The sequence below is a fragment of the Micromonospora sp. NPDC093277 genome (assembly GCF_044765245.1).
Lineage (GTDB): Bacteria > Actinomycetota > Actinomycetes > Mycobacteriales > Micromonosporaceae > Micromonospora.
The window spans coordinates 36,846-55,493 of the sequence record NZ_JBIWJO010000003.1 but is presented as its reverse complement, the minus strand read 5'-3'; the positions used below and the strand labels follow the sequence as shown (position 1 = coordinate 55,493).

Here is an 18,648-nt window from a genome sequence, read left to right as displayed (position 1 = left end):
GCGCACCATGTCCGAATACTCCGTCCTGGCCCTCTCCGGCAGCCTGCGCGAGGCGTCGTTCAACACCGCCCTCATCCGCGCGGCACAGCGGCTCGCCCCGGCGGGCGTGGCCATCGAGCCGTACGCCGGCCTCGGCGCCGTCCCGCCGTTCAACGAGGACGTCGAGCAGGTACCACCGGCCGCCGTGGTGGACCTGCGGGAGCGGATCGCCGCCGCGGACGCCCTGCTCATCGCCACTCCGGAGTACAACTACGGGGTTCCCGGCGTACTCAAGAACGCCCTGGACTGGGCCTCCCGGCCGAGCTTCCCGATCACCTCGTGGGTCTCCCCCCTCGCCCACAAGCCGATCGCCATCGTCGGCGCCGCGCCGACCGGGATGGGCACCGTCCGGGCCCAGCTCCAGCTCCGCCAGCTCTTCCTCTGGACCGACTCCGCCGTGGTCACCAAGCCGGAGATCATCGTGACCAACGCCCACGAGAAGCTCGGCCAGGACGGCACCGTCCGGGACCAGACCACGGAGACCCTGCTCCGCACGCTCCTCGACGCCCTGGCCACGAAGATCCGGGTCACCCAGCTGGCGGCCGCCGCGGCGTGATCCCCGGCCACCGGGAGACCCCGCCGGCGGGTCAGCCCGGGAGGAACGAGAAGCGGACCGTACGGGTGGGATTGTCGCCGTTGGTGTCGACCAGGCAGATCGACTGCCAGGTGCCCAGCCCCAGCCGCCCGTCGAGCACCGGCACGGTCGCGTACGGGGGGACGAAGGCGGGCAGCACGTGGTCCCGGCCGTGCCCGGGCGAGCCGTGCCGGTGCCGCCAGCGGTCGTCGGCGGGGAGCAGATCGTCGAGGGCGCGCAGCAGGTCGGTGTCGGAGCCCGAGCCGGTCTCGATGATCGCCAGGCCGGCGGTGGCGTGCGGCACGAAGACGTGCAGCAGGCCGTCGCCCTGCCCGGAGACGAACGCCTCGGCCTCGGCGGTGATGTCCCGGACGGCCGGCCGGGACCCGGTTTGGACGGTGATCACATCGGTACGCACAACGGCATTCTGGCCCGCCCGGCGCCCCGCCGTTAACGCGTCCAGCGGGATAACACAATGTTACTGGCCGGTACATGTGTTCAGCGTCGCGTCTGGGGGAGGGAGGCGTGACGGAAAGCCTCATCAGGGGGCAGGATGGCGCTAGAGACCTATCCCACACAGAACCGAGGGAACGCCTGTGGCTACGGAACGCAAGCGCCCGGTGATCACCGCTGGTCTGCCGAGCCAGCTTCCGGACATCGACCCTGAAGAGACCAGCGAATGGGTCGAGTCGCTCGACGGTGTCATCGACGAACGCGGGACAAAGCGCGCCCGCTACGTCATGCTGCGCCTGCTGGAGCGGGCCCGCGAGCGCCAGGTCGGGGTGCCGTCACTGACCACCACCGACTACATCAACACCATCCCGCCGGAGCGCGAGCCGTGGTTCCCGGGTGACGAGCACATCGAGCGGCGGATCCGGGCGTACATCCGGTGGAACGCCGCGATGCTGGTGCACCGGGCGCAGCGCCCCGAGATCGGCGTGGGCGGTCACATCTCCACCTTCGCCAGCTCCGCGTCCCTCTACGAGGTGGGCTTCAACCACTTCTTCCGGGGCAAGGAGCACCCGGGTGGCGGCGACCACATCTTCTACCAGGGTCACGCCTCCCCCGGCATGTACGCGCGGGCCTTCGTCGAGGGCCGGCTCAGCGCCGACCAGCTCGACGGCTTCCGGCAGGAGCTGTCCCACCCGGGCGGCGGGCTGCCCTCCTACCCGCACCCGCGGCTGATGCCGGACTTCTGGGAGTTCCCCACCGTCTCGATGGGCCTCGGGCCGATCAACGCGGTCTACCAGGCCCGGTTCAACCGCTACCTGCACCACCGGGGCATCAAGGACACCTCCCAGCAGCACGTCTGGGCGTTCCTCGGCGACGGTGAGATGGACGAGGTCGAGTCGCTCGGCGCGATCGGCGTGGCCGCCCGCGAGGAGCTGGACAACCTCACCTTCGTGATCAACTGCAACCTGCAGCGGCTGGACGGCCCGGTCCGGGGCAACGGCAAGGTCATGCAGGAGCTGGAGGCGTTCTTCCGGGGCGCCGGCTGGAACGTCATCAAGGTGGTCTGGGGCCGGGAGTGGGACCCGCTGCTCGCGGCCGACACCGACGGCGCCCTGGTGAACCTGATGAACACCACGCCCGACGGCGACTACCAGACCTACAAGGCGGAGTCCGGGGCGTACGTCCGGGAGCACTTCTTCGGCCGCGACCCGCGCACCCGCAAGATGGTCGAGCACCTCAGCGACGACGAGATCTGGAACCTCAAGCGGGGTGGCCACGACTACCGCAAGCTCTACGGGGCCTACAAGGCGGCGATGGAGCACACCGGACAGCCGACGGTGATCCTGGCCAAGACCATCAAGGGCTGGACGCTGGGCTCGCACTTCGAGGCCCGCAACGCCACCCACCAGATGAAGAAGCTGACGCTGGAGGACCTGAAGCTCTTCCGCGACCGGCTCTACCTGGACATCCCGGACAAGCAGCTGGAGGACAACCCTTACCTCCCGCCGTACTTCCACCCCGGGGAGAAGTCCGAGGAGATCGAATACCTGCACGAGCGACGCCGGCAGCTCGGCGGCTACCTGCCGACCCGGCGCACGCAACACAAGAAGCTGCAGATCCCGGGCACCGAGCGGTTCTCCGACGTCAAGCGCGGCTCGGGCAAGCAGAAGGTGGCCACCACCATGGCCTTCGTCCGCCTGCTCAAGGACGTGATGAAGGACAAGGAGTTCGGCAAGCGCTGGGTGCCGATCATCCCGGACGAGGCCCGTACCTTCGGCATGGACTCGCTCTTCCCGACCGCGAAGATCTACTCGCCGCACGGCCAGCGCTACACCTCGGTGGACCGGGACCTGTTCCTGTCCTACAAGGAGGCCACCGGCGGCCAGATCCTGCACGAGGGGATCAACGAGGCCGGCTCGGTCGCCTCGTTCACCGCCGCCGGCACCTCGTACGCCATCCACGGCGAGCCGATGATCCCGATGTACATCTTCTACTCGATGTTCGGGTTCCAGCGGACCGCCGACGGGCTGTGGGCCGCCGCCGACCAGATGGCGCGGGGCTTCCTGCTCGGCGCGACCGCCGGCCGGACCACGCTCAACGGTGAGGGCCTCCAGCACGAGGACGGCCACTCGATGCTGATCGCCGCCACCAACCCGGCGGTGGTCGCGTACGATCCGGCGTTCGCGTTCGAGATCGCGCACATCATGGAGAACGGCCTGCACCGGATGTACGGCGAGGCGCAGGAGAACGTCTTCTACTACCTCACCGTCTACAACGAGCCGATCTTCCAGCCGGCCGAGCCGCAGGGTGTGGACGTCGAGGGCATCCTCAAGGGCATCTACCGCTACTCCCCCGCCCCGCAGGTCGGCGGCGACGCGCCGAAGGCGAACGTGCTGGCTTCCGGCACGGGCATGCAGTGGGCGCTCAAGGCGCAGCAGTTGCTCGCCGAGGACTGGGGCGTGTCCGCCGACGTCTGGTCGGTGACCTCCTGGACCGAGCTCCGCCGGGACGCGGTGGAGTGCGAGGAGCACAACCTGCTCAACCCGGGCGCCGAGCAGCGGGTGCCGTACGTGCAGCGGAAGCTGGCCGACGCCGACGGGCCGAAGGTCGCGGTCAGCGACTGGATGCGCGCGGTGCCGGACCTGATCGCCCGCTGGGTACCCGGCGACTACACCTCGCTCGGCACCGACGGGTTCGGCATGTCGGACACCCGGCACGCGCTGCGCCGGCACTTCCACGTGGACGCCGAGTCGGTGACCGTCGCGACGCTGCGCCAGCTCGCCCTCCGCGGCGCGGTGCCGGCCCACGTGCCGGCCGAGGCCGCCAAGAAGTACGCGCTGGAGGACGTCAACGCCGCCCCGGTCGGCGAGACCGGCGGCGACAGCTGACCCACCCGGCACGAAGGGCCCGGCGCACCCGCGCCGGGCCCTTCGCCGTCTTCCGCCCAACCCGGGGCCGATCATGGAGTCGTGGCGGTAGACAAAAAGCATAAAAGTGACGAGACAGGCACCACAAGTCCATGATCGGCCGGGCCGGAGCGGGACGAGGGCAGGGGCGGGGGCGGGGGCGGGGGCGGGGGCAGGGGTGTTTGCTACGGGGTTGCGGGGGTCGGGGTCAGGGCGGCGACGAAGGGCTCGACGGCGGCCCGCCAACCGGCCGGGTTGTCGTAGTACAGGACGTGCCCCGCGTCGGGGACCAGCGCGAAACGGCCGTCGGGCAACAGGTCGGCCATCTCCCGCTGCCGGTCGACGGACTGGTCGCTCTCCGCCCCGGCGACCACCAACGCCGGGCACCGCACGCCGGCGAGCTGCGGCCGGTGGTCGCGGTCCGCCCAGTGCGCCAGGGCGGCGAGCAGGTGCTGGGGGCGGGCGAGCGGGCGCCATCCGTCCGGGCCCTCGGCCATCACCTCCACGAAGGACTACCCCTCGGTGCGACGCTCGGCGCCGAAGTAGTCGCGTACGTCGGCCAGGGTCGGGAACGGCACCGGCCAGTCGGCCAACCAACGCCGCCAGCGGGCGAGCATGTCGGGCGGGGTCACCGGGTTCATGTCGCCGATCACCACGCCTCGGACCAGGTCCGGCCGGGCCCGGCGAGCTGCCAGGCGGTGAGCCCGCCCATCGAGTGCCCGATCACCAGTGCCGGCGCCAGGTCGAGCGCCTCGATCACCGCGGCCGCGTCGCCCACGTACGCCGCCCGGTCGTACGGGCCGTCGGGCTTGTCACTGTGGCCGTGTCCGCGGGCGTCGTAGCCGATCACGTGGCCGTGGCGGGTCAGCCAGCGGGCGGTCTCGGTCCAGTTCGCTGCCCGCCCGGTGAGCCCGTGCAGCAGCAGCACGCCGGGTCCCTCGCCCCCGAAGTCAACCACGTTCAGCCCGGTCCCACCGGATCCCTCAACGCGCACGCGCCCCCCAATGCCTCGAATCGAGGTACACCGTATCGAGGTACTGGGACGGAGGGCAAGGCAGAATGTGGGGGTGCTGGAGTTGGCCATTCTGGGGTTCCTTGGCGAGGGACCGCTGCACGGGTACGAGTTGAAGACCCGCATCTCGCAGCTCGCCGGGTACGCCCGGCCGGTGAGCGACGGCAGCCTCTACCCGGCGATCAACCGGTTGGAGCGGGCCGGCCTGGTGAGCCGGCAGCGGGAGCCGGGGGCGGCGGCCGCACCCCGGCACACCCTCACGCTCACCGGGGCGGGTCGGGCGGAGCTGCGACGGCGGCTGCGTGAGCCGGCCGAACTCGACATCACCGACCAGAACCGGTTCTTCACCCTGCTGGCGTTCCTTGAGCAGGTGGCCGATCCGGCGGCGCAGGCGGCGGTGCTGGAGCGGCGGTTGGCCTTCCTCGACCAGCCGGCCAGCTTCTTCTACGCCGGCGACCGGCCGCAACGCGCGGCCGAGCAGGAGGATCGGTTCCGGCGCGGCATGCTGGTGATGGCCCGAGCGATCAGCCGGGCCGAGCAGGAGTGGCTGCGAGAGACGATCGCCGAGCTGCGCGGGCCGGCGCGGGCCGACTGACCGACGGCTCAGTGAACGATGGTCCGGCGTTCCTGGCGGGAACGCCGGACCATCACCATCGCGGGCGACGCCCGGGACCGGCTCGGTCAGCCGACGGCGGCCAGGTCGGTCAGCCGGGCCAGCGAGTCCTCCAGATCGGCGCCGACCCGCCGCAGGCCGAGCCGGAGCAGAGCGGCCTTGACCGGCCCGGCGGGCCACCGTACGACGATGAGCCGCACGACCGTCCCGCCTTCCTCCTCGTCCGGAGTCAGCTGTACGTAGATCTCGGTGCGCGCCTCGGCCCGGGCACCGGCGCCCTTGGCCCGCTCACGCCACCCGATCAGGGTCGGCTCCTGGTAGGCGATCACCTCGGCCTCGTGCGCCGCGCCGCGCCCGGCCTGGACCAGTTGTCGCCGGCCGAACCCCTCTCCAGAGAGGACCTCGGCCGCACGGACCCCCGCCAGCCAGGCCGGCAACTGCTCGGCCCGCTGTACGACGTCCCAGACCGCTTCCACCGGCGCCATCACGTGCGCACTGCGTTCCACGAGGATCATTCTGTCTTTCTCCCACTTAAACCACATCCGCGATATTCGGCACTGTATGCGCAAATTCGGACTTACTCGGACGGGTTCGGAAAAGACACGCCGAAAACCCTTGTGCCACCGCCCGCGGCGGGCCTATGGCGCATCACCCGACGGACCCCTAGAGTCGCGAACACGCGTCGCGCTTCTGGGAGGGCGGAATGACGACCGCGCCGATGCCCGAGTTCCCCGCCGGCTTCCGGTGGGGGGCGTCCACCTCCGCGTACCAGATCGAGGGAGCGACCACCGCCGACGGCCGGGGTCCGTCCATCTGGGACACCTTCGCCCACACCCCCGGCCGGATCGCCGACGGCAGCACCGGCGACGAGGCCTGTGACCACTACCACCGGTACGCCGAGGACGTCGCGCTGTTGGCCGGGCTCGAGGTGTCCGCGTACCGGTTCTCGATCGCCTGGCCCCGGATCCAGCCCACCGGTGCCGGCCCGGCCAATCCCGCCGGACTCGACTTTTACGAGCGGCTGGTGGACGACCTGCTCGGGCACGGCGTCGACCCGGTCGCCACGCTCTTCCACTGGGACCTGCCGCAGGCCCTCGAGGACGCCGGCGGCTGGCTCGACCGGGACACCGCGCACCGCTTCGCCGAGTACGCCGACCTGGTCGCCGCGCGCCTCGGCGACCGGGTGAAGCTCTGGATCACCCTCAACGAGCCGTTCATCCACATGAGCCTCGGGCACGGCATGGGCATGCACGCCCCGGGCCGGATGCTGCTCTTCGACGCCTTCCCGGTGGCCCACCACCAACTCCTCGGGCACGGCCTCGCGGTCGCCGCGCTGCGCGCCCGTGGCAGCGGCCCGGTGGCCATCGCGAACAACTACTCCCCGGTGCGGCTGGCCGGGGACAGCGACGCCGACCGGGCCGCCGGGGCGGCGTACGACGCGCTGCACAACCGGCTCTTCACCGATCCGCTGCTCGGCCGCGGCTACCCGGAGCTGCCCGGCCTCGACACGGCCGCGGTCCGCGACGGGGACCTCGACGTGATCGCCGCCCCGCTCGACGTGCTCGGGGTGAACTACTACAACCCGACCGGCGTCCGGGCCGCCGAGGAGGGGTCCCCGCTGCCGTTCGAGATGGTGCCGCTGGCGGGCTACCCGCGCACCGCGTTCGACTGGCCGGTGGTCCCGGACGGGCTGCGCGACCTGCTGCTCCAGCTGCACGACAGGTACGGCGACGCGCTGCCGCCGATCCAGGTCACCGAGAGCGGCTGCGCGTACGACGACGAGCCGGACACGGACGGCCGGGTGCACGACCCGGAGCGGATCGCGTACCTGGACGGGCACATCCGGGCGGTCCGCGCGGCGATGGCCGAAGGGGTCGAGGTGACCGGGTACTTCGTCTGGTCGCTGCTGGACAACTGGGAGTGGGCGGAGGGCTTCACCAAGCGGTTCGGCCTGGTACACGTCGACTACGCCACCCAGCGGCGTACCCCGAAGTCGTCGTACGCCTGGTTCCGGGACCGGGTCATCCGGCGATGACCGCGCTCGATCCGGCGGCGGCCGCCCTGCCGGCGGCGCTGGCCGAACCGACCGTGCCGGTGCGGCGGAGCTGGATCGCGCTGATCTTCGCGGCCAACCTCGGCGTCTGGATGGCCTTCTTCACCCCGATCCAGGTGCTGCTGCCCCAGCAGGTGGCGCGGATCGCGCCCGGCCACAAGGAGGCGATGCTCGCCGTCGTCACCGGCCTCGGCGCGCTCGCCGCGGTGCTGGCCAACCCGCTCGCCGGGGCGTTGTCCGACCGGACCGTGCTCCGGCTGGCCGGCCGGCAGTTCGGCCGGCGGCACGTGTGGACCGCGTCCGGCGCGGTGCTCGGCGCGCTCGCCCTGGTGCTGCTGGCCCGGCAGGACAGCATCGCCGGGGTGGCGCTCGGCTGGGTCGCCGCCCAGATGTGCTTCAACGCGATGCTGGCCAGCCTCACCGCCGCCCTCCCGGACCGGGTGCCGGTCGCCCAGCGCGGCGGCGTCTCCGGCTGGGTGGGCATCCCGCAGGCGCTCGGCCTGGTGGTCGGGGCGGTGCTGGTCACCGCCGTGGTCAGCGGCAACGCCGCCGGATACGCCGCGGTCGCGCTCGCGGTGCTGCTGCTGTCGCTGCCGTTCACGCTCCTCACCGGGGACGACCCGCTGCCCCGGGAGCACCGGCCGGCGCTGCGGCTGGGCGGGCTGCTCGCCTCGCTGTGGATCAGCCCGTGCCGGCACCCCGACTTCGCCTGGGCCTGGTTCACCCGGTTCCTGGTGCAGACCGGCAACGCGCTCGGCACGCTCTACCTGCTGTACTTCCTCGCCGACGGGGTGCGGGTGCCCGACCCGGAGGGCGCGCTGCTGGTGCTGATCCTGCTCTACACGCTGGGCATGATGCTCACCGCGGTGGTGGCCGGGCGGCTGTCGGACCGGTCCGGCCGGCGCAAGGTCTTCGTGATCGCCTCCGGGCTGATCATGGCGGTGGCGGCGCTGCTGCTCGCGGTGGCGCCGGTCTGGCCGATGGCGGTCGCCGCCGCGCTGCTGCTCGGTGCCGGCTACGGCGTCTACCTGGCGGTGGACGCCGCGTTGATCACCCAGGTGCTGCCGGCCGCCACCGACCGGGCCAAGGACCTAGGGGTGATCAACATCGCGAACTCCGCGCCGCAGGTGCTCGGCCCGGCGCTCTCCGCCCCGATCGTGGTCCACCTGGGCGGCTACCCCACCCTGTACGCGGCCACCGCGATCGTCACCCTCCTGGGCAGCGCCCTGGTCCTGAAGATCAGATCGGTACCCTGAGCTGTCAGGACAGGGCCGTTCACCCCCACCAGGCGTCAAGACGGGGCCCTTCCTTACCGGCTTGCCGGCGGCCGTAGGCTGGGGGCGTGACGGTACGTGTACGCTTCGCCCCTTCCCCGACCGGTATGTTCCACGTCGGCGGTGCCCGCTCGGCCCTGCAGAACTGGATCTACGCCAAGCAGCAGGGCGGGGTGTTCGTGCTCCGCATCGAGGACACCGACGCGGCCCGCAACAAGCCGGAGTGGACCGAGGGCATCCTGTCGGCGCTGGACTGGATCGGCATCGCCCGCGGCAGCTACGAGGGCCCGCACTTCCAGTCGTCGTACGCGGGCGAGCACCGCGCCGCCGCCCAGCGGCTCCACGAGGGCGGCCGGGCGTACTACTGCGACTGCACCCGGGAGGCCGTGCAGGCCCGGACCGGCTCCCAGTACGCCGGCTACGACGGCTTCTGCCGGGACCGGGGGCTGACCCCGGGTGAGGGTCGGGCGCTGCGCTTCCGCACCCCGGACGAGGGCGAGACCGTGGTGGTCGACCTGATCCGCGGCGAGCCGACCTTCGAGAACAAGCTGATCGAGGACTTCGTCATCGCCCGGGGTGACGGTTCGCCGGTGTTCCTGCTCGCCAACGTGGTCGACGACATGACCATGGGGATCACCCACGTGATCCGGGCCGAGGAGCACCTGCCCAACACCCCGAAGCAGCAGCTGCTCTGGGACGCGCTCGGGGTCAAGCCGCCGGTCTGGGCGCACGTGCCCGTGGTGGTGAACGAGAAGCGGCAGAAGCTGTCCAAGCGGCGGGACAAGGTCGCCCTGGAGGCGTACCGCGACGAGGGCTACCTCGCCGACGCGATGCGCAACTACCTGATGCTGCTCGGCTGGGCGCCGTCCGGCGACCGCGAGATCGTGCCCTGGTCGGTGGTCGAGGACGAGTTCCGGCTGGAGGAGGTGAACCCCTCCCCCGCGTTCTTCGACGAGAAGAAGCTGCGCGCGTTCAACGGCGAGTACATCCGGGCGCTGCCCGTCGAGGACTTCGTCACGGAGTGCCAGCCGTGGCTGACCGGCACCGGCACCATCGCCCCGCCGCCGTGGCAGCCGGAGGAGTTCGACCCCGCCGCCTTCGCCGCGGTGGCACCCCTGGCGCAGACCCGGATCGCGGTGCTCAGCGAGATCGTGCCGAACGTCGACTTCCTCTTCCTGGCCGACCCGCTGATCGACGAGGCGGCCTGGGCGAAGGCGATGAAGGAGGGCGCGGCCGAGCTGCTGGACGCGGCGATCGCCGCGTTCGAGGGGCTGGAGTCCTGGGACGCCGAGTCGCTGAAGTCCACGCTGGAGGCGGTCGGCGCAGAGCGCGGCCTGAAGCTGGGCAAGGCGCAGGCCCCGGTCCGGGTAGCGGTGACCGGTCGGACCGTCGGCCTGCCGCTCTTCGAGTCCCTCGAGGTGCTCGGCCGCGAGCGCACCCTGACCCGGCTGCGCGCCGCCCGGGTACGCCTCGTCTGATCCCGGACGCCAGACGAAAGGGGCCCGCCTGACGGCGGGCCCCTTCGCGTCCGGGGTGTCATGGTGGGCCGCGCCGGTCAGCCGCGGCGCGCGGAGCGGCGCCGGAGCAGCAGCCACCCGCCGCCCAGCGCGCCGAGCACGACCACCGCTCCGGACGCCCACCACAGCCCGGCGCCGCCGCCGTCCGTGGAACGCGACGCGGCCGGTTCGAGGCTCGCCGCCGAAGTCGCGTCGGCCGGCACCGTGGTCGGCTCGGCCGCGCCGGTGGTGGGCGGCGCGATGGTCGGCGACGCGTCGGCCGAGGGAGTGGCGGTGGCCGCGCCGGTGGTCAGGGTGAAGGTGATCTTCCCGCTGACCTGGTGGCCGTCGGTCGAGCCGACCCGGTACGCGACGGTGTACTCGCCGGCCGGCCCGGGGGTGAACGCCACGCTCACCCGCTTGCCGGAGAAGGTCGGCTCGCCGCCGGAGGCGGTCGCGTCATCCGGCCCGGTGACTGTGATCTTGGTCGCACCGGGGGCCGGCGTGGCGAGAAAGCGGAGTTCGATCCGCTTCGGAGCCGTCGCCACGCGCGCCCCGTCCTTCGGGTCGCTGCCGGTCAGCGAGTTGTGCGCGGCGGCCGGACCGGCCGGCAACACCGCCCCACCCAACGCCACGCCGAGGACCACCAACCAGGTACGCGCCACACGAGCGAGCCTGCCCCCCATGAACCCCTCCGTCCAGGTACGATCCGGCCGCTGATCATCGGCCGTTTCATTGGTCGGTCCCAGATCGCAAATAGTTCCAAATACTCTTCCAGCAGCTGCAACCAAGCGACATTCCACGGAGTCTTTTCAGTGGGCACCGGTCTTCGCCGGGCGGCCACCACCATCGGCCGATCAAGCGTGAACTGCAGCGGGAGCCAGCCATCGAACGGGGCGAGGAGGCGGCTATGGTCCGGAAGGTGAGGCGGCTGCTGGTGGCCGCGGCCGGGACAGCGATCGCGACCGTCTGCGCGCTGGCCCTGGCGGGTCCGACCGCGGCCCACGCGGCGCCCAAGCCGAAGCCCCCGGTGGCCGGAGTGGACATCACCGGCGACCAGCTGGACGAACCCCTGCGGCTGCGCGCCGACACCCACCCGGGCGAGGTGAACGCGATCCTCGACCAGGTCGACTGGCTGGGGCGCACCGGCCAGCAGCGCGGCCCGCAGGCGGCGGACCTCGGTCCCAAGTACACGGTCGTAGTGCTGGCCGGAGACGCCCCGAAGAACACCTACGACCTCTTCCCGCTCGCCAAGGGCGGGCCGCGGATCTACCGGCCGGCGAAGCAGCCCGACCGGAGCAAGGTGCTGGCCGGCTGGTTCTTCGGCCGACTGAACATGTCCGAGGCGCTGCGCTCGGTCGGCGCGCCGCTGGAGCGGCAGTTCGACACGATCAGCGGCGGCGTCGGCGGCGGCGGAAAACGGGTCATCCCGGACGACTCGCTGGTCCCGGGCAAGGACCTCGACGCGACGATGAACGAACTCCAGCGGCTGCTGCTGCTCAACGTCGGGGTGATGGTGGTCATCACCGCCGGGCTCGCCGGCATCGCGCTGCTGATCCGCCGGCGTACCCGCTGAGGCCGGGCGCCGGCGACGGGCCACGGGCCTGCGGCACCACCCTGCCCCGGCCACGCCCCTGCGTCAGCACCAGCGGCGTGGCGGTCGTTCCTGGCGGACCGTGCGGCTGCGGGGGCGGACGGGGCCGTGCCGGTGCGCGCCCGCCCAGCCGGGCAGGTCGCTGCGGCAGCCCTGGTCGGTGACCGGCTCGGGCACTGCCGGCACCATCGGCTCGGTGGCCCGCTGCCGGGGCGCGGGCGGGTCGTCGTCGCCGAATTCGGGCGCCCGCCCGGCCGTCGGCTCGACCGGATGGGTCACCCCCGTCCGGCGGGGATGCTTGGCGGACGCCGACTGTTCGTGGTAGCCCGGCCGGCAGGGCTCGCCCTGGGCGCAGCCGTGCTCGGCCTCGCCGTGCGCCATCCCGGTCTCCTCACGTTCGCCATGGCCCGTCGGACGGTCGTCCCGGCGGTGCCACCTGACACCGTACTGGCCGGGCCCGACAGGGTGTCCAGCGCGTACCGGTCGGCCGGCCACGAAACGGACCCGCGGAGCGGCCCGGCTAGCGGGCGGCGTCCAGGTCGGCGCGGGTGACCAGGGCACGCAACGTGACCCCGTGCGCCGCCAGCGCCGCCGCGCCGCCCTCCGCCCGGTCGATCACGCAGAGCGCGTGATCGACCCGCGCGCCCAGCTCGCGGAGCTGGCCGGTGGAGAGCACCACCTGACCGCCCGAGGTCACCACGTCCTCGACCACCAGCACCCGCCGGCCGGCGACGTCCGCACCCTCCGCCAGCCGGGCCGTCCCGTACGCCTTGGCGGTCTTGCGGACGAAGGCGCAGGGCAGCCCGACGTGCCGGGCCAGCGCGGTGACCACCGGGATGCCGCCCAGTTCCAGGCCGGCCAGCACCTGGGTGTCGGACGGGACCAGCTCGGCCAGGCCGGCCGCGACCCGATCCAGCAGCACCGGATCGGCCTCGAACCGGTACTTGTCGAAGTACTCGTCGGCGATCCGGCCGGAGCGGAGCACGAACCGGCCGGTGAGCCGGCAGGTGGCGGCGAGGTCGCGGGCGAGGTCGGCACGGGCGTCGCGGGTGTCGGTCACGAGACGTCATTCTCACCGATCGTGCCCGGCGCGCCGCACCCCGCTGCGCCGCTCCGCGTCACACCCGACCCCCTCGGTGTGGAGTACCTGGTCACGGCGTGTCAGGCTGAAGCGGTGAGCGAACCGGGCAGGACCGACCTGTCGGCCACGCTGCGCCGGATCGAACGGGCGGCCGGCGCGCTGGCCACCGCCAGCGTGGCCCGGATGGACGAGTCCCTCCCCTGGTTCCGGGAACTGCCGGCGGACCAACGGTCCTGGGTCATGCTGGTCGCCCAGGCCGGCGTCCGGTCGCTGGTGCAGTGGCTGCGCCAGGGTGGCGGCGCGACCGACGGCACCCAGGAGGTCTCCGACGAGGTCTTCGCCGCCGCGCCGCAGGCCCTGGCCCGCTCGATCAGCCTCCAGCAGACCGTGGCGCTGATCAAGGTGACCATCGAGGTGGTCGAGGGGCAGGTGGCGCACCTGGCCGCCGAGGGCGAGGAGCAGCCGTTGCGGGAGGCCGTGCTGCGGTTCTCCCGGGAGATCGCCTTCGCCGCCGCCCGGGTGTACGCCCGCGCCGCCGAGTCGCGCGGCTCGTGGGACGCCCGGCTCCAGGCGTTGCTGGTGGACGCGTTGCTGCGCGGCGACTCGCCGGACGTGCTGGCCAGCCGGGCGGCGGCGCTGGGCTGGACCGACGCGCCGCCGGTGGCGGTGGCGGTGGGCCGCTCTCCCGGCGGTGAGGTGGCCGCCGTGCTGCACACCGTCTACCGGCAGGCCCGCCGGATCGGGGTCGAGGTGATCGGCGGCGTGCACGGCGACCGGCTGGTCATCGTGCTGGGCGGGGCGGCCGACCCCTTGACGGCCACCGACAAGCTGCTTCCCGCGTTCGGGGACGGGCCGGTGGTGGTCGGTCCGGCCGTACCCAGTCTGGACGAGGCGACGGACTCGGCGCGGGCCGCGCTGGCCGGATTCCGCGCGGCGCCGGCCTGGCCGACCGCGCCCCGCCCGGTGCCCGCCGCCGACCTGCTGCCGGAGCGGGCCCTGGCCGGCGACGCCGAGGCCCGCCGCCGGCTGCGCCACGACGTGTACGCGCTGCTGGCCCGCGCCGGTGGCGAGCTGCTGGAGACGCTGGACGCCTTCTTCGCCGCCGGTGGGACGCTGGAGAGCGCCGCCCGAGCGCTCTACGTGCACCCGAACACCGTGCGCTACCGGCTCAAGCGGGTCGCCGAGGTGACCGGCTTCTCGCCGCTGGTGCCCCGGGACGCGTTCGCGCTGCAGGTGGCGTTGACCGTGGGGCGGCTCGACCCGGTGGCCCCGGGCGTCGCACCCGTCCCGAGTCAGACAATGGCCAACAGGGGTCCGAAAAACCTCACAGACAGGTGATGATCGTCGCCGATTTTTGTAGGGTTCCTCCAAAGCTCCTAGTACGGCTTGGTGCCATGCGTTACAGCGCGACCCGCGAGTATCCGTCAGAGTCGTAGACGTGCTCGCCGTACTCTCACCTGGACAGGGTTCCCAGAAACCCGGCTTCCTGATCCCCTGGCTCGCCCTGCCGGATGCCGAGGCCCGCCTGCGCTGGTGGTCGGCGCTCGCCGGAGTCGACCTGGTCCACCTCGGCACCGAGGCGGACGCCGACGAGATCAAGGACACCGCCCGCACGCAGCCACTGCTCGTCGCGGCCGCGCTGCTCGCCGCCGAGCACCTGCCGATGCACGACGTCGCGCTGGTCGCCGGCCACAGCGTGGGCGAGCTGGGCGCCGCCGCCCTGGCCGGGGTGTTCCCCGCCGAGGCGGCCGTCACCCTCGCCGGCGTACGCGGCCGGGAGATGGCCGCCGCCTGCGCGCTCGAGGCGACCGGGATGGCCGCCGTGCTCGGCGGCGACCCGGACGAGGTGCTCGCCGCCATCGAGGCCCACGGGCTTTACCCGGCCAACCGCAACGGCGCCGGCCAGATCGTCGCCGCCGGTCCGGTGGCCGGCCTGGAGAAGCTCGCGGCCGAGCCGCCGGCGCGGGCCCGGGTCACCCAGCTCCAGGTGGCCGGCGCATTCCACACCCCGTACATGGCCCCGGCCGAGGATGCCCTCGCCGCCGTCGCCGCCGGCATCATCCCGGCCGACCCGGCCCGGATCCTCCTGTCCAACCGGGACGGCTCGGCGGTCAGCCACGGGCGGGAGATGGTCCAGCGGCTGGTCCGCCAGGTGACCGCGCCGGTCCGCTGGGACCTGTGCATGCGTACCCTGGCGGACCTCGGCGTGACCGGCGTGATCGAGCTGCCGCCGGCCGGCACCCTGGCCGGGCTGGTGAAACGGGAGCTCAAGGGCGAGGGGATGCCCGAGATCGTCACCCTGAAGACCCCCGACGACCTGCCCGCCGCGCGAGACCTGATCGCCCGGCACAGCGGCCCGAGCGGCCGCGAGCCGGTCATCCAGCAGTCGCGAACGGAAGGTGAGCACGCATGACCGGCAGCAGGATCATCGCGATGGGGCACTACCAGCCCTCCCGGGTGGTGACCAACGACGACCTCGCGCAGCTGGTCGACACCAACGACGAGTGGATCCGGGACCGGGTCGGCATCGCCACCCGGCGGATCGCCGGCGACGAGACGGTGGCCGACATGGCCGCGGCCGCCGCCGGCAAGGCGCTGGCCAACTCCGGTCTCACCGCCGCCGACATCGACCTCGTGGTGGTCGCCACCTGCACGTCGATCGACCGCAGCCCGAACGTGGCCTGCCGGGTCGCCGCCAAGCTGGGCATCAACGCCCCGGGCGCGTTCGACGTCAACACCGCCTGCTCGGGCTTCGCATACGCCCTCGGCACGGTCGACCACGCGATCCGGGCCGGGGCGTCCCGCAACGCGATCGTGATCGGCGCGGAGAAGCTCTCCGACTTCACCGACTGGACCGACCGCTCGACCTGCATCATCTTCGGCGACGGAGCCGGAGCCGCGGTGGTCACCGCCGCCGCCGCGGACGAGCCGGCCGGGGTCGGGCCGGTGGTCTGGGGCTCGGTGCCGGAGAAGAGCGACGCGGTCCGCATCGAGGGCTGGCGCCCGTACGTCGCGCAGGAGGGCCAGACGGTCTTCCGCTGGGCCACCACCGCGCTGGCGCCGCTCGCGCTGCAGGCCTGCGAGAAGGCCGGGGTGACCCCCGCCGAGCTGGCCGCGTTCGTGCCGCACCAGGCCAACGCGCGGATCATCGACGGCATCGTCAAGCGGCTGGGCATCCCCGACGCGATCATCGCGAAGGACATCGTGGAGTCCGGCAACACGTCGGCGGCGAGCATCCCGCTCGCCCTGTCCAAGCTGGTCGAGCGGCGGGAGATCCCGACCGGGGCTCCGGTGCTGCTGTTCGGCTTCGGCGGTGGCCTGACCTACGCCGGTCAGGTCGTCCGCTGCCCCTGAAGACCCCCTCGGGCGCGAGTGCGCCGAGGAGTGACGGCCGGCGTCGCCGGCCGTCGTGAACCCCCGATGAGAGGAACCAACCGTAATGACCCGTGACGAGATCACCGCCGGCCTCGCCGAGATCCTCGAAGAGGTTGCCGGGGTGAACCCGGACGACGTGGCCGAGGGGAAGTCCTTCACCGACGACCTCGACGTCGACTCGCTCTCCATGGTGGAGGTCGTGGTGGCGGCCGAGGAGAAGTTCGGCGTCAAGATCCCGGACAACGAGGTGCAGAACCTGAAGACCGTCGGGGACGCCGTCAGCTACATCGAGGCGCAGTCCTGATCATGAGTCGCCCCGACGTCGTCGTCACCGGGCTCGGCGCGACGACCCCGCTCGGCGGGGACGTCGCGTCGACCTGGGACGCCATGCTCGCCGGCCGCTCCGGGGTGGGTCCGCTCACCCAGGAGTGGGCGGCGCAACTGCCGGTGCGGATCGCGGCCCAGCTCGCCGTCGAGCCCGCCACGGTGCTGGACCGGGTCAAGCTGCGCCGGCTGGACCGTTCTCAGGCGATCGCCATCGTCGCGGCCCAGCAGGCCTGGGCCGACGCCGGGCTGGCCGACGCCGGGCCGGACCCGGAGCGGCTGGCGGTCAGCATCGGCTCCGGCATCGGCGGGGCCACCACCCTGCTCGCCCAGGACGACATCCTGGAGGCGTCCGGCCCGCGGCGGGTCTCCCCGCACACCGTGCCGATGCTGATGCCGAACGGCCCGGCCGCGTGGGTCGGGCTGGAGCTGGGTGCCAAGGCCGGGGTGCACTCGGTGGCCAGTGCCTGCGCGACCGGCGCGGAGGCGATCGCGCTCGGGCTGGACATCATCCGCTCCGGCCGGGCCGACATGGTGGTGGCCGGCGGCACCGAGGCGGTCATCCACCCGCTGCCGATCGCCGGCTTCGCCTCGATGCGGGCCATGTCGACCCGCAACGACGAGCCGGAGAAGGCCTCCCGCCCGTGGGACAAGGGCCGCGACGGCTTCGTGCTCGGTGAGGGCGCGGGCGTGCTGATCCTGGAGCGCGCCGACCACGCCGCCGCCCGCGGGGCCCGGGTGTACGCGCGCCTGGCCGGCGCCGGCATCACCTCCGACGCGTACGACATGGTGCAGCCGCACAGCGAGGGCCAGATCCGGGCGATCTCGAGGGCGATCGTCGACGCCGACCTGGCGAAGCGCGACATCGTGCACGTCAACACGCACGCGACGTCGACGCCGACCGGCGACATGATGGAGATCGAGTCCCTGCGGACGGCGCTGGGCGACCACCCGGTGCTGTCGGCGACCAAGTCGATGACCGGGCACCTGCTCGGCGCGGCCGGGGCGCTGGAGTCGATCGCCACCATCCTGGCCATCCGCAACGGTGTCGTCCCACCGACGATCAACCTCGACGACCCGGATGACGGCCTCACCCTGGAGGTCGCCGCGCACAAGGCACGTCACATGGAGATCCCCGCCGCGCTGAACAACGCGTTCGGTTTCGGCGGCCACAACGTGGCGCTCGTCTTCACGCGCCCCTGACGCCACGGATCTTGGTAGGAACTGGCTCCCTGAGGGGCCGTTTCCTACCAAGATCTCGGCGGCTCAGGCCCGGTTGCGGGGGTGTTGGCGGGCGGTGCGCTCGTTGCCCCGCCGGTAGTTGCCGGTCCACCGGGCCATCACCAGCTGCGGGTCGTCCTCGACCTCGGCCAGGAACTCCGCCGCGCGGCCGCCGCGCAGCGTGCCGGCAACCCGGCCGTGGTGCGTGATCACGACGGAGCCGTCGGCCCGCTCGTCATAGCGGAAACCCTGCGCCTGCTGTCCCATGTGCGGCCACCCTGCCAGCGGCAGCCTGGCGCCCGCAGCCCATTTTCGCGGCTGCCGGTCGCAAGATGCGGCATGTGGTGGTCTCCCGGCAGTCGGAGACCACCACATGCCGCACATGGAGTGGATCAGGTCGGGCAGCGCGCAGGCCGATAGCGCAATGTGCCGCAACCGGGGTGGAGTCCGGGAATTGTTCGCCCGACCCTCGCCCACCCGGACCGCCGGGCGCCGGCGGCAAGCCGACCGCCCTGCTGGTGGCGTTCGAGGCCGGCGGCTCGGCCCTGGCCCGCCAGCTCCCGCTGGCCTGACCGATCCGCGCGACTTCGGGGAAGTTGCTGCCTCAGTGCGGTTGGAGGCGGCAACTTCCCG

22 protein-coding genes are annotated in these 18,648 nt (G+C 72.6%); 13 read left to right on the top strand and 9 right to left on the bottom strand.

Features of this window, described 5'->3' with window-relative positions; genetic code table 11:
• The first annotated feature begins 7 nt into the window (after positions 1 to 7).
• The gene (locus tag ACIRG9_RS08235; protein WP_402852075.1) at positions 8 to 595 is read left to right on the top strand and encodes an NADPH-dependent FMN reductase; all 588 of its coding nucleotides are present in this window, start codon (positions 8 to 10) and stop codon (positions 593 to 595) included.
• Positions 596 to 626: 31 nt separating this feature from the next.
• Here the strand turns inward: ACIRG9_RS08235 and ACIRG9_RS08230 are convergent, their stop codons facing one another.
• Complete coding sequence (locus ACIRG9_RS08230) at positions 627 to 1,031, bottom strand: secondary thiamine-phosphate synthase enzyme YjbQ (RefSeq protein ID WP_402852073.1); 405 nt, start codon at positions 1,029 to 1,031, stop codon at positions 627 to 629.
• A 178-nt stretch (positions 1,032 to 1,209) separates the two neighbouring features.
• Between ACIRG9_RS08230 and aceE the strand changes: the two genes are divergently transcribed.
• Positions 1,210 to 3,954, top strand: a complete 2,745-nt coding sequence (gene aceE, locus ACIRG9_RS08225) for a pyruvate dehydrogenase (acetyl-transferring), homodimeric type (RefSeq protein WP_402852071.1) — start codon at positions 1,210 to 1,212, stop codon at positions 3,952 to 3,954.
• A gap of 203 nt (positions 3,955 to 4,157) precedes the next feature.
• Here aceE and ACIRG9_RS08220 read toward each other — a convergent pair whose 3' ends face one another.
• From ACIRG9_RS08220 to ACIRG9_RS08210, 3 genes are read right to left on the bottom strand one after another with little or no spacing between them, the layout of a single operon-like run.
• Positions 4,158 to 4,478, bottom strand: coding sequence for an alpha/beta fold hydrolase (locus ACIRG9_RS08220; protein WP_402852068.1), 321 nt, complete (start codon positions 4,476 to 4,478; stop codon positions 4,158 to 4,160).
• Positions 4,479 to 4,484: 6 nt separating this feature from the next.
• Complete coding sequence (locus ACIRG9_RS08215) at positions 4,485 to 4,628, bottom strand: hypothetical protein (protein ID WP_402852065.1); 144 nt, start codon at positions 4,626 to 4,628, stop codon at positions 4,485 to 4,487.
• Positions 4,622 to 4,900 carry an alpha/beta fold hydrolase gene (locus ACIRG9_RS08210; protein WP_402852062.1) on the bottom strand — a complete coding sequence of 93 codons (279 nt, stop codon included), beginning with the start codon at positions 4,898 to 4,900 and terminating at the stop codon, positions 4,622 to 4,624. The genes ACIRG9_RS08215 and ACIRG9_RS08210 overlap by 7 nt, the downstream gene beginning before the upstream one ends.
• A gap of 139 nt (positions 4,901 to 5,039) precedes the next feature.
• On the opposite strand from ACIRG9_RS08210, the gene ACIRG9_RS08205 reads away from it, so the two are divergent.
• Complete coding sequence (locus tag ACIRG9_RS08205) at positions 5,040 to 5,579, top strand: PadR family transcriptional regulator (RefSeq protein WP_402852059.1); 540 nt, start codon at positions 5,040 to 5,042, stop codon at positions 5,577 to 5,579.
• Between the two features lie 86 nt (positions 5,580 to 5,665).
• Here ACIRG9_RS08205 and ACIRG9_RS08200 read toward each other — a convergent pair whose 3' ends face one another.
• Positions 5,666 to 6,112, bottom strand: coding sequence for an SRPBCC family protein (locus ACIRG9_RS08200; protein ID WP_046570642.1), 447 nt, complete (start codon positions 6,110 to 6,112; stop codon positions 5,666 to 5,668).
• A gap of 188 nt (positions 6,113 to 6,300) precedes the next feature.
• Between ACIRG9_RS08200 and ACIRG9_RS08195 the strand changes: the two genes are divergently transcribed.
• From ACIRG9_RS08195 to gltX, 3 genes are all read left to right on the top strand, one after another.
• Positions 6,301 to 7,632, top strand: coding sequence for a GH1 family beta-glucosidase (locus ACIRG9_RS08195; protein ID WP_402852054.1), 1,332 nt, complete (start codon positions 6,301 to 6,303; stop codon positions 7,630 to 7,632).
• The gene (locus ACIRG9_RS08190; RefSeq protein WP_402852052.1) at positions 7,629 to 8,906 is read left to right on the top strand and encodes an MFS transporter; all 1,278 of its coding nucleotides are present in this window, start codon (positions 7,629 to 7,631) and stop codon (positions 8,904 to 8,906) included. The genes ACIRG9_RS08195 and ACIRG9_RS08190 overlap by 4 nt, the downstream gene beginning before the upstream one ends.
• 86 nt (positions 8,907 to 8,992) lie before the next feature.
• Positions 8,993 to 10,402, top strand: a complete 1,410-nt coding sequence (gene gltX, locus ACIRG9_RS08185) for a glutamate--tRNA ligase (protein WP_402852049.1) — start codon at positions 8,993 to 8,995, stop codon at positions 10,400 to 10,402.
• 77 nt (positions 10,403 to 10,479) lie between these two features.
• On the opposite strand, the gene ACIRG9_RS08180 is transcribed toward gltX, so the two are convergent.
• On the bottom strand, positions 10,480 to 11,106 hold the full coding sequence (locus ACIRG9_RS08180; protein WP_402852047.1) for a copper resistance protein CopC: 627 nt from the start codon (positions 11,104 to 11,106) through the stop codon (positions 10,480 to 10,482).
• Between the two features lie 224 nt (positions 11,107 to 11,330).
• On the opposite strand from ACIRG9_RS08180, the gene ACIRG9_RS08175 reads away from it, so the two are divergent.
• Positions 11,331 to 11,996, top strand: a complete 666-nt coding sequence (locus ACIRG9_RS08175) for a hypothetical protein (RefSeq protein WP_402852044.1) — start codon at positions 11,331 to 11,333, stop codon at positions 11,994 to 11,996.
• A 63-nt stretch (positions 11,997 to 12,059) separates the two neighbouring features.
• Here the strand turns inward: ACIRG9_RS08175 and ACIRG9_RS08170 are convergent, their stop codons facing one another.
• Complete coding sequence (locus ACIRG9_RS08170) at positions 12,060 to 12,395, bottom strand: hypothetical protein (protein WP_402852041.1); 336 nt, start codon at positions 12,393 to 12,395, stop codon at positions 12,060 to 12,062.
• Between the two features lie 139 nt (positions 12,396 to 12,534).
• The gene (pyrE, locus tag ACIRG9_RS08165) at positions 12,535 to 13,074 is read right to left on the bottom strand and encodes an orotate phosphoribosyltransferase (protein ID WP_402852038.1); all 540 of its coding nucleotides are present in this window, start codon (positions 13,072 to 13,074) and stop codon (positions 12,535 to 12,537) included.
• Positions 13,075 to 13,152: 78 nt separating this feature from the next.
• Between pyrE and ACIRG9_RS08160 the strand changes: the two genes are divergently transcribed.
• The 5 genes from ACIRG9_RS08160 (at position 13,153) to fabF (ending at position 17,997) form a co-directional block, all read left to right on the top strand.
• Positions 13,153 to 14,433 carry a PucR family transcriptional regulator gene (locus ACIRG9_RS08160; protein WP_402852037.1) on the top strand — a complete coding sequence of 427 codons (1,281 nt, stop codon included), beginning with the start codon at positions 13,153 to 13,155 and terminating at the stop codon, positions 14,431 to 14,433.
• A 100-nt stretch (positions 14,434 to 14,533) separates the two neighbouring features.
• Positions 14,534 to 15,508: an ACP S-malonyltransferase gene (locus ACIRG9_RS08155; RefSeq protein ID WP_402852034.1), complete on the top strand. Its 975-nt coding sequence runs from the start codon at positions 14,534 to 14,536 to the stop codon at positions 15,506 to 15,508.
• Positions 15,505 to 16,449, top strand: coding sequence for a beta-ketoacyl-ACP synthase III (locus ACIRG9_RS08150; protein WP_402852032.1), 945 nt, complete (start codon positions 15,505 to 15,507; stop codon positions 16,447 to 16,449). Before ACIRG9_RS08155 ends, ACIRG9_RS08150 begins: the two co-directional genes overlap by 4 nt.
• An 85-nt stretch (positions 16,450 to 16,534) precedes the next feature.
• Positions 16,535 to 16,774, top strand: coding sequence for an acyl carrier protein (locus ACIRG9_RS08145; protein ID WP_007072348.1), 240 nt, complete (start codon positions 16,535 to 16,537; stop codon positions 16,772 to 16,774).
• A gap of 2 nt (positions 16,775 to 16,776) precedes the next feature.
• The gene (fabF, locus tag ACIRG9_RS08140) at positions 16,777 to 17,997 is read left to right on the top strand and encodes a beta-ketoacyl-ACP synthase II (protein WP_402852029.1); all 1,221 of its coding nucleotides are present in this window, start codon (positions 16,777 to 16,779) and stop codon (positions 17,995 to 17,997) included.
• Between the two features lie 63 nt (positions 17,998 to 18,060).
• On the opposite strand, the gene ACIRG9_RS08135 is transcribed toward fabF, so the two are convergent.
• Positions 18,061 to 18,282 (bottom strand): hypothetical protein, encoded by a 222-nt coding sequence (locus ACIRG9_RS08135; RefSeq protein WP_402852027.1) that lies wholly within the window; start codon positions 18,280 to 18,282, stop codon positions 18,061 to 18,063.
• 173 nt (positions 18,283 to 18,455) lie between these two features.
• Here ACIRG9_RS08135 and ACIRG9_RS08130 point away from each other — a divergent pair, with 173 nt between their 5' ends.
• Complete coding sequence (locus ACIRG9_RS08130) at positions 18,456 to 18,587, top strand: hypothetical protein (protein WP_402852024.1); 132 nt, start codon at positions 18,456 to 18,458, stop codon at positions 18,585 to 18,587.
• Positions 18,588 to 18,648 lie beyond the last annotated feature (61 nt).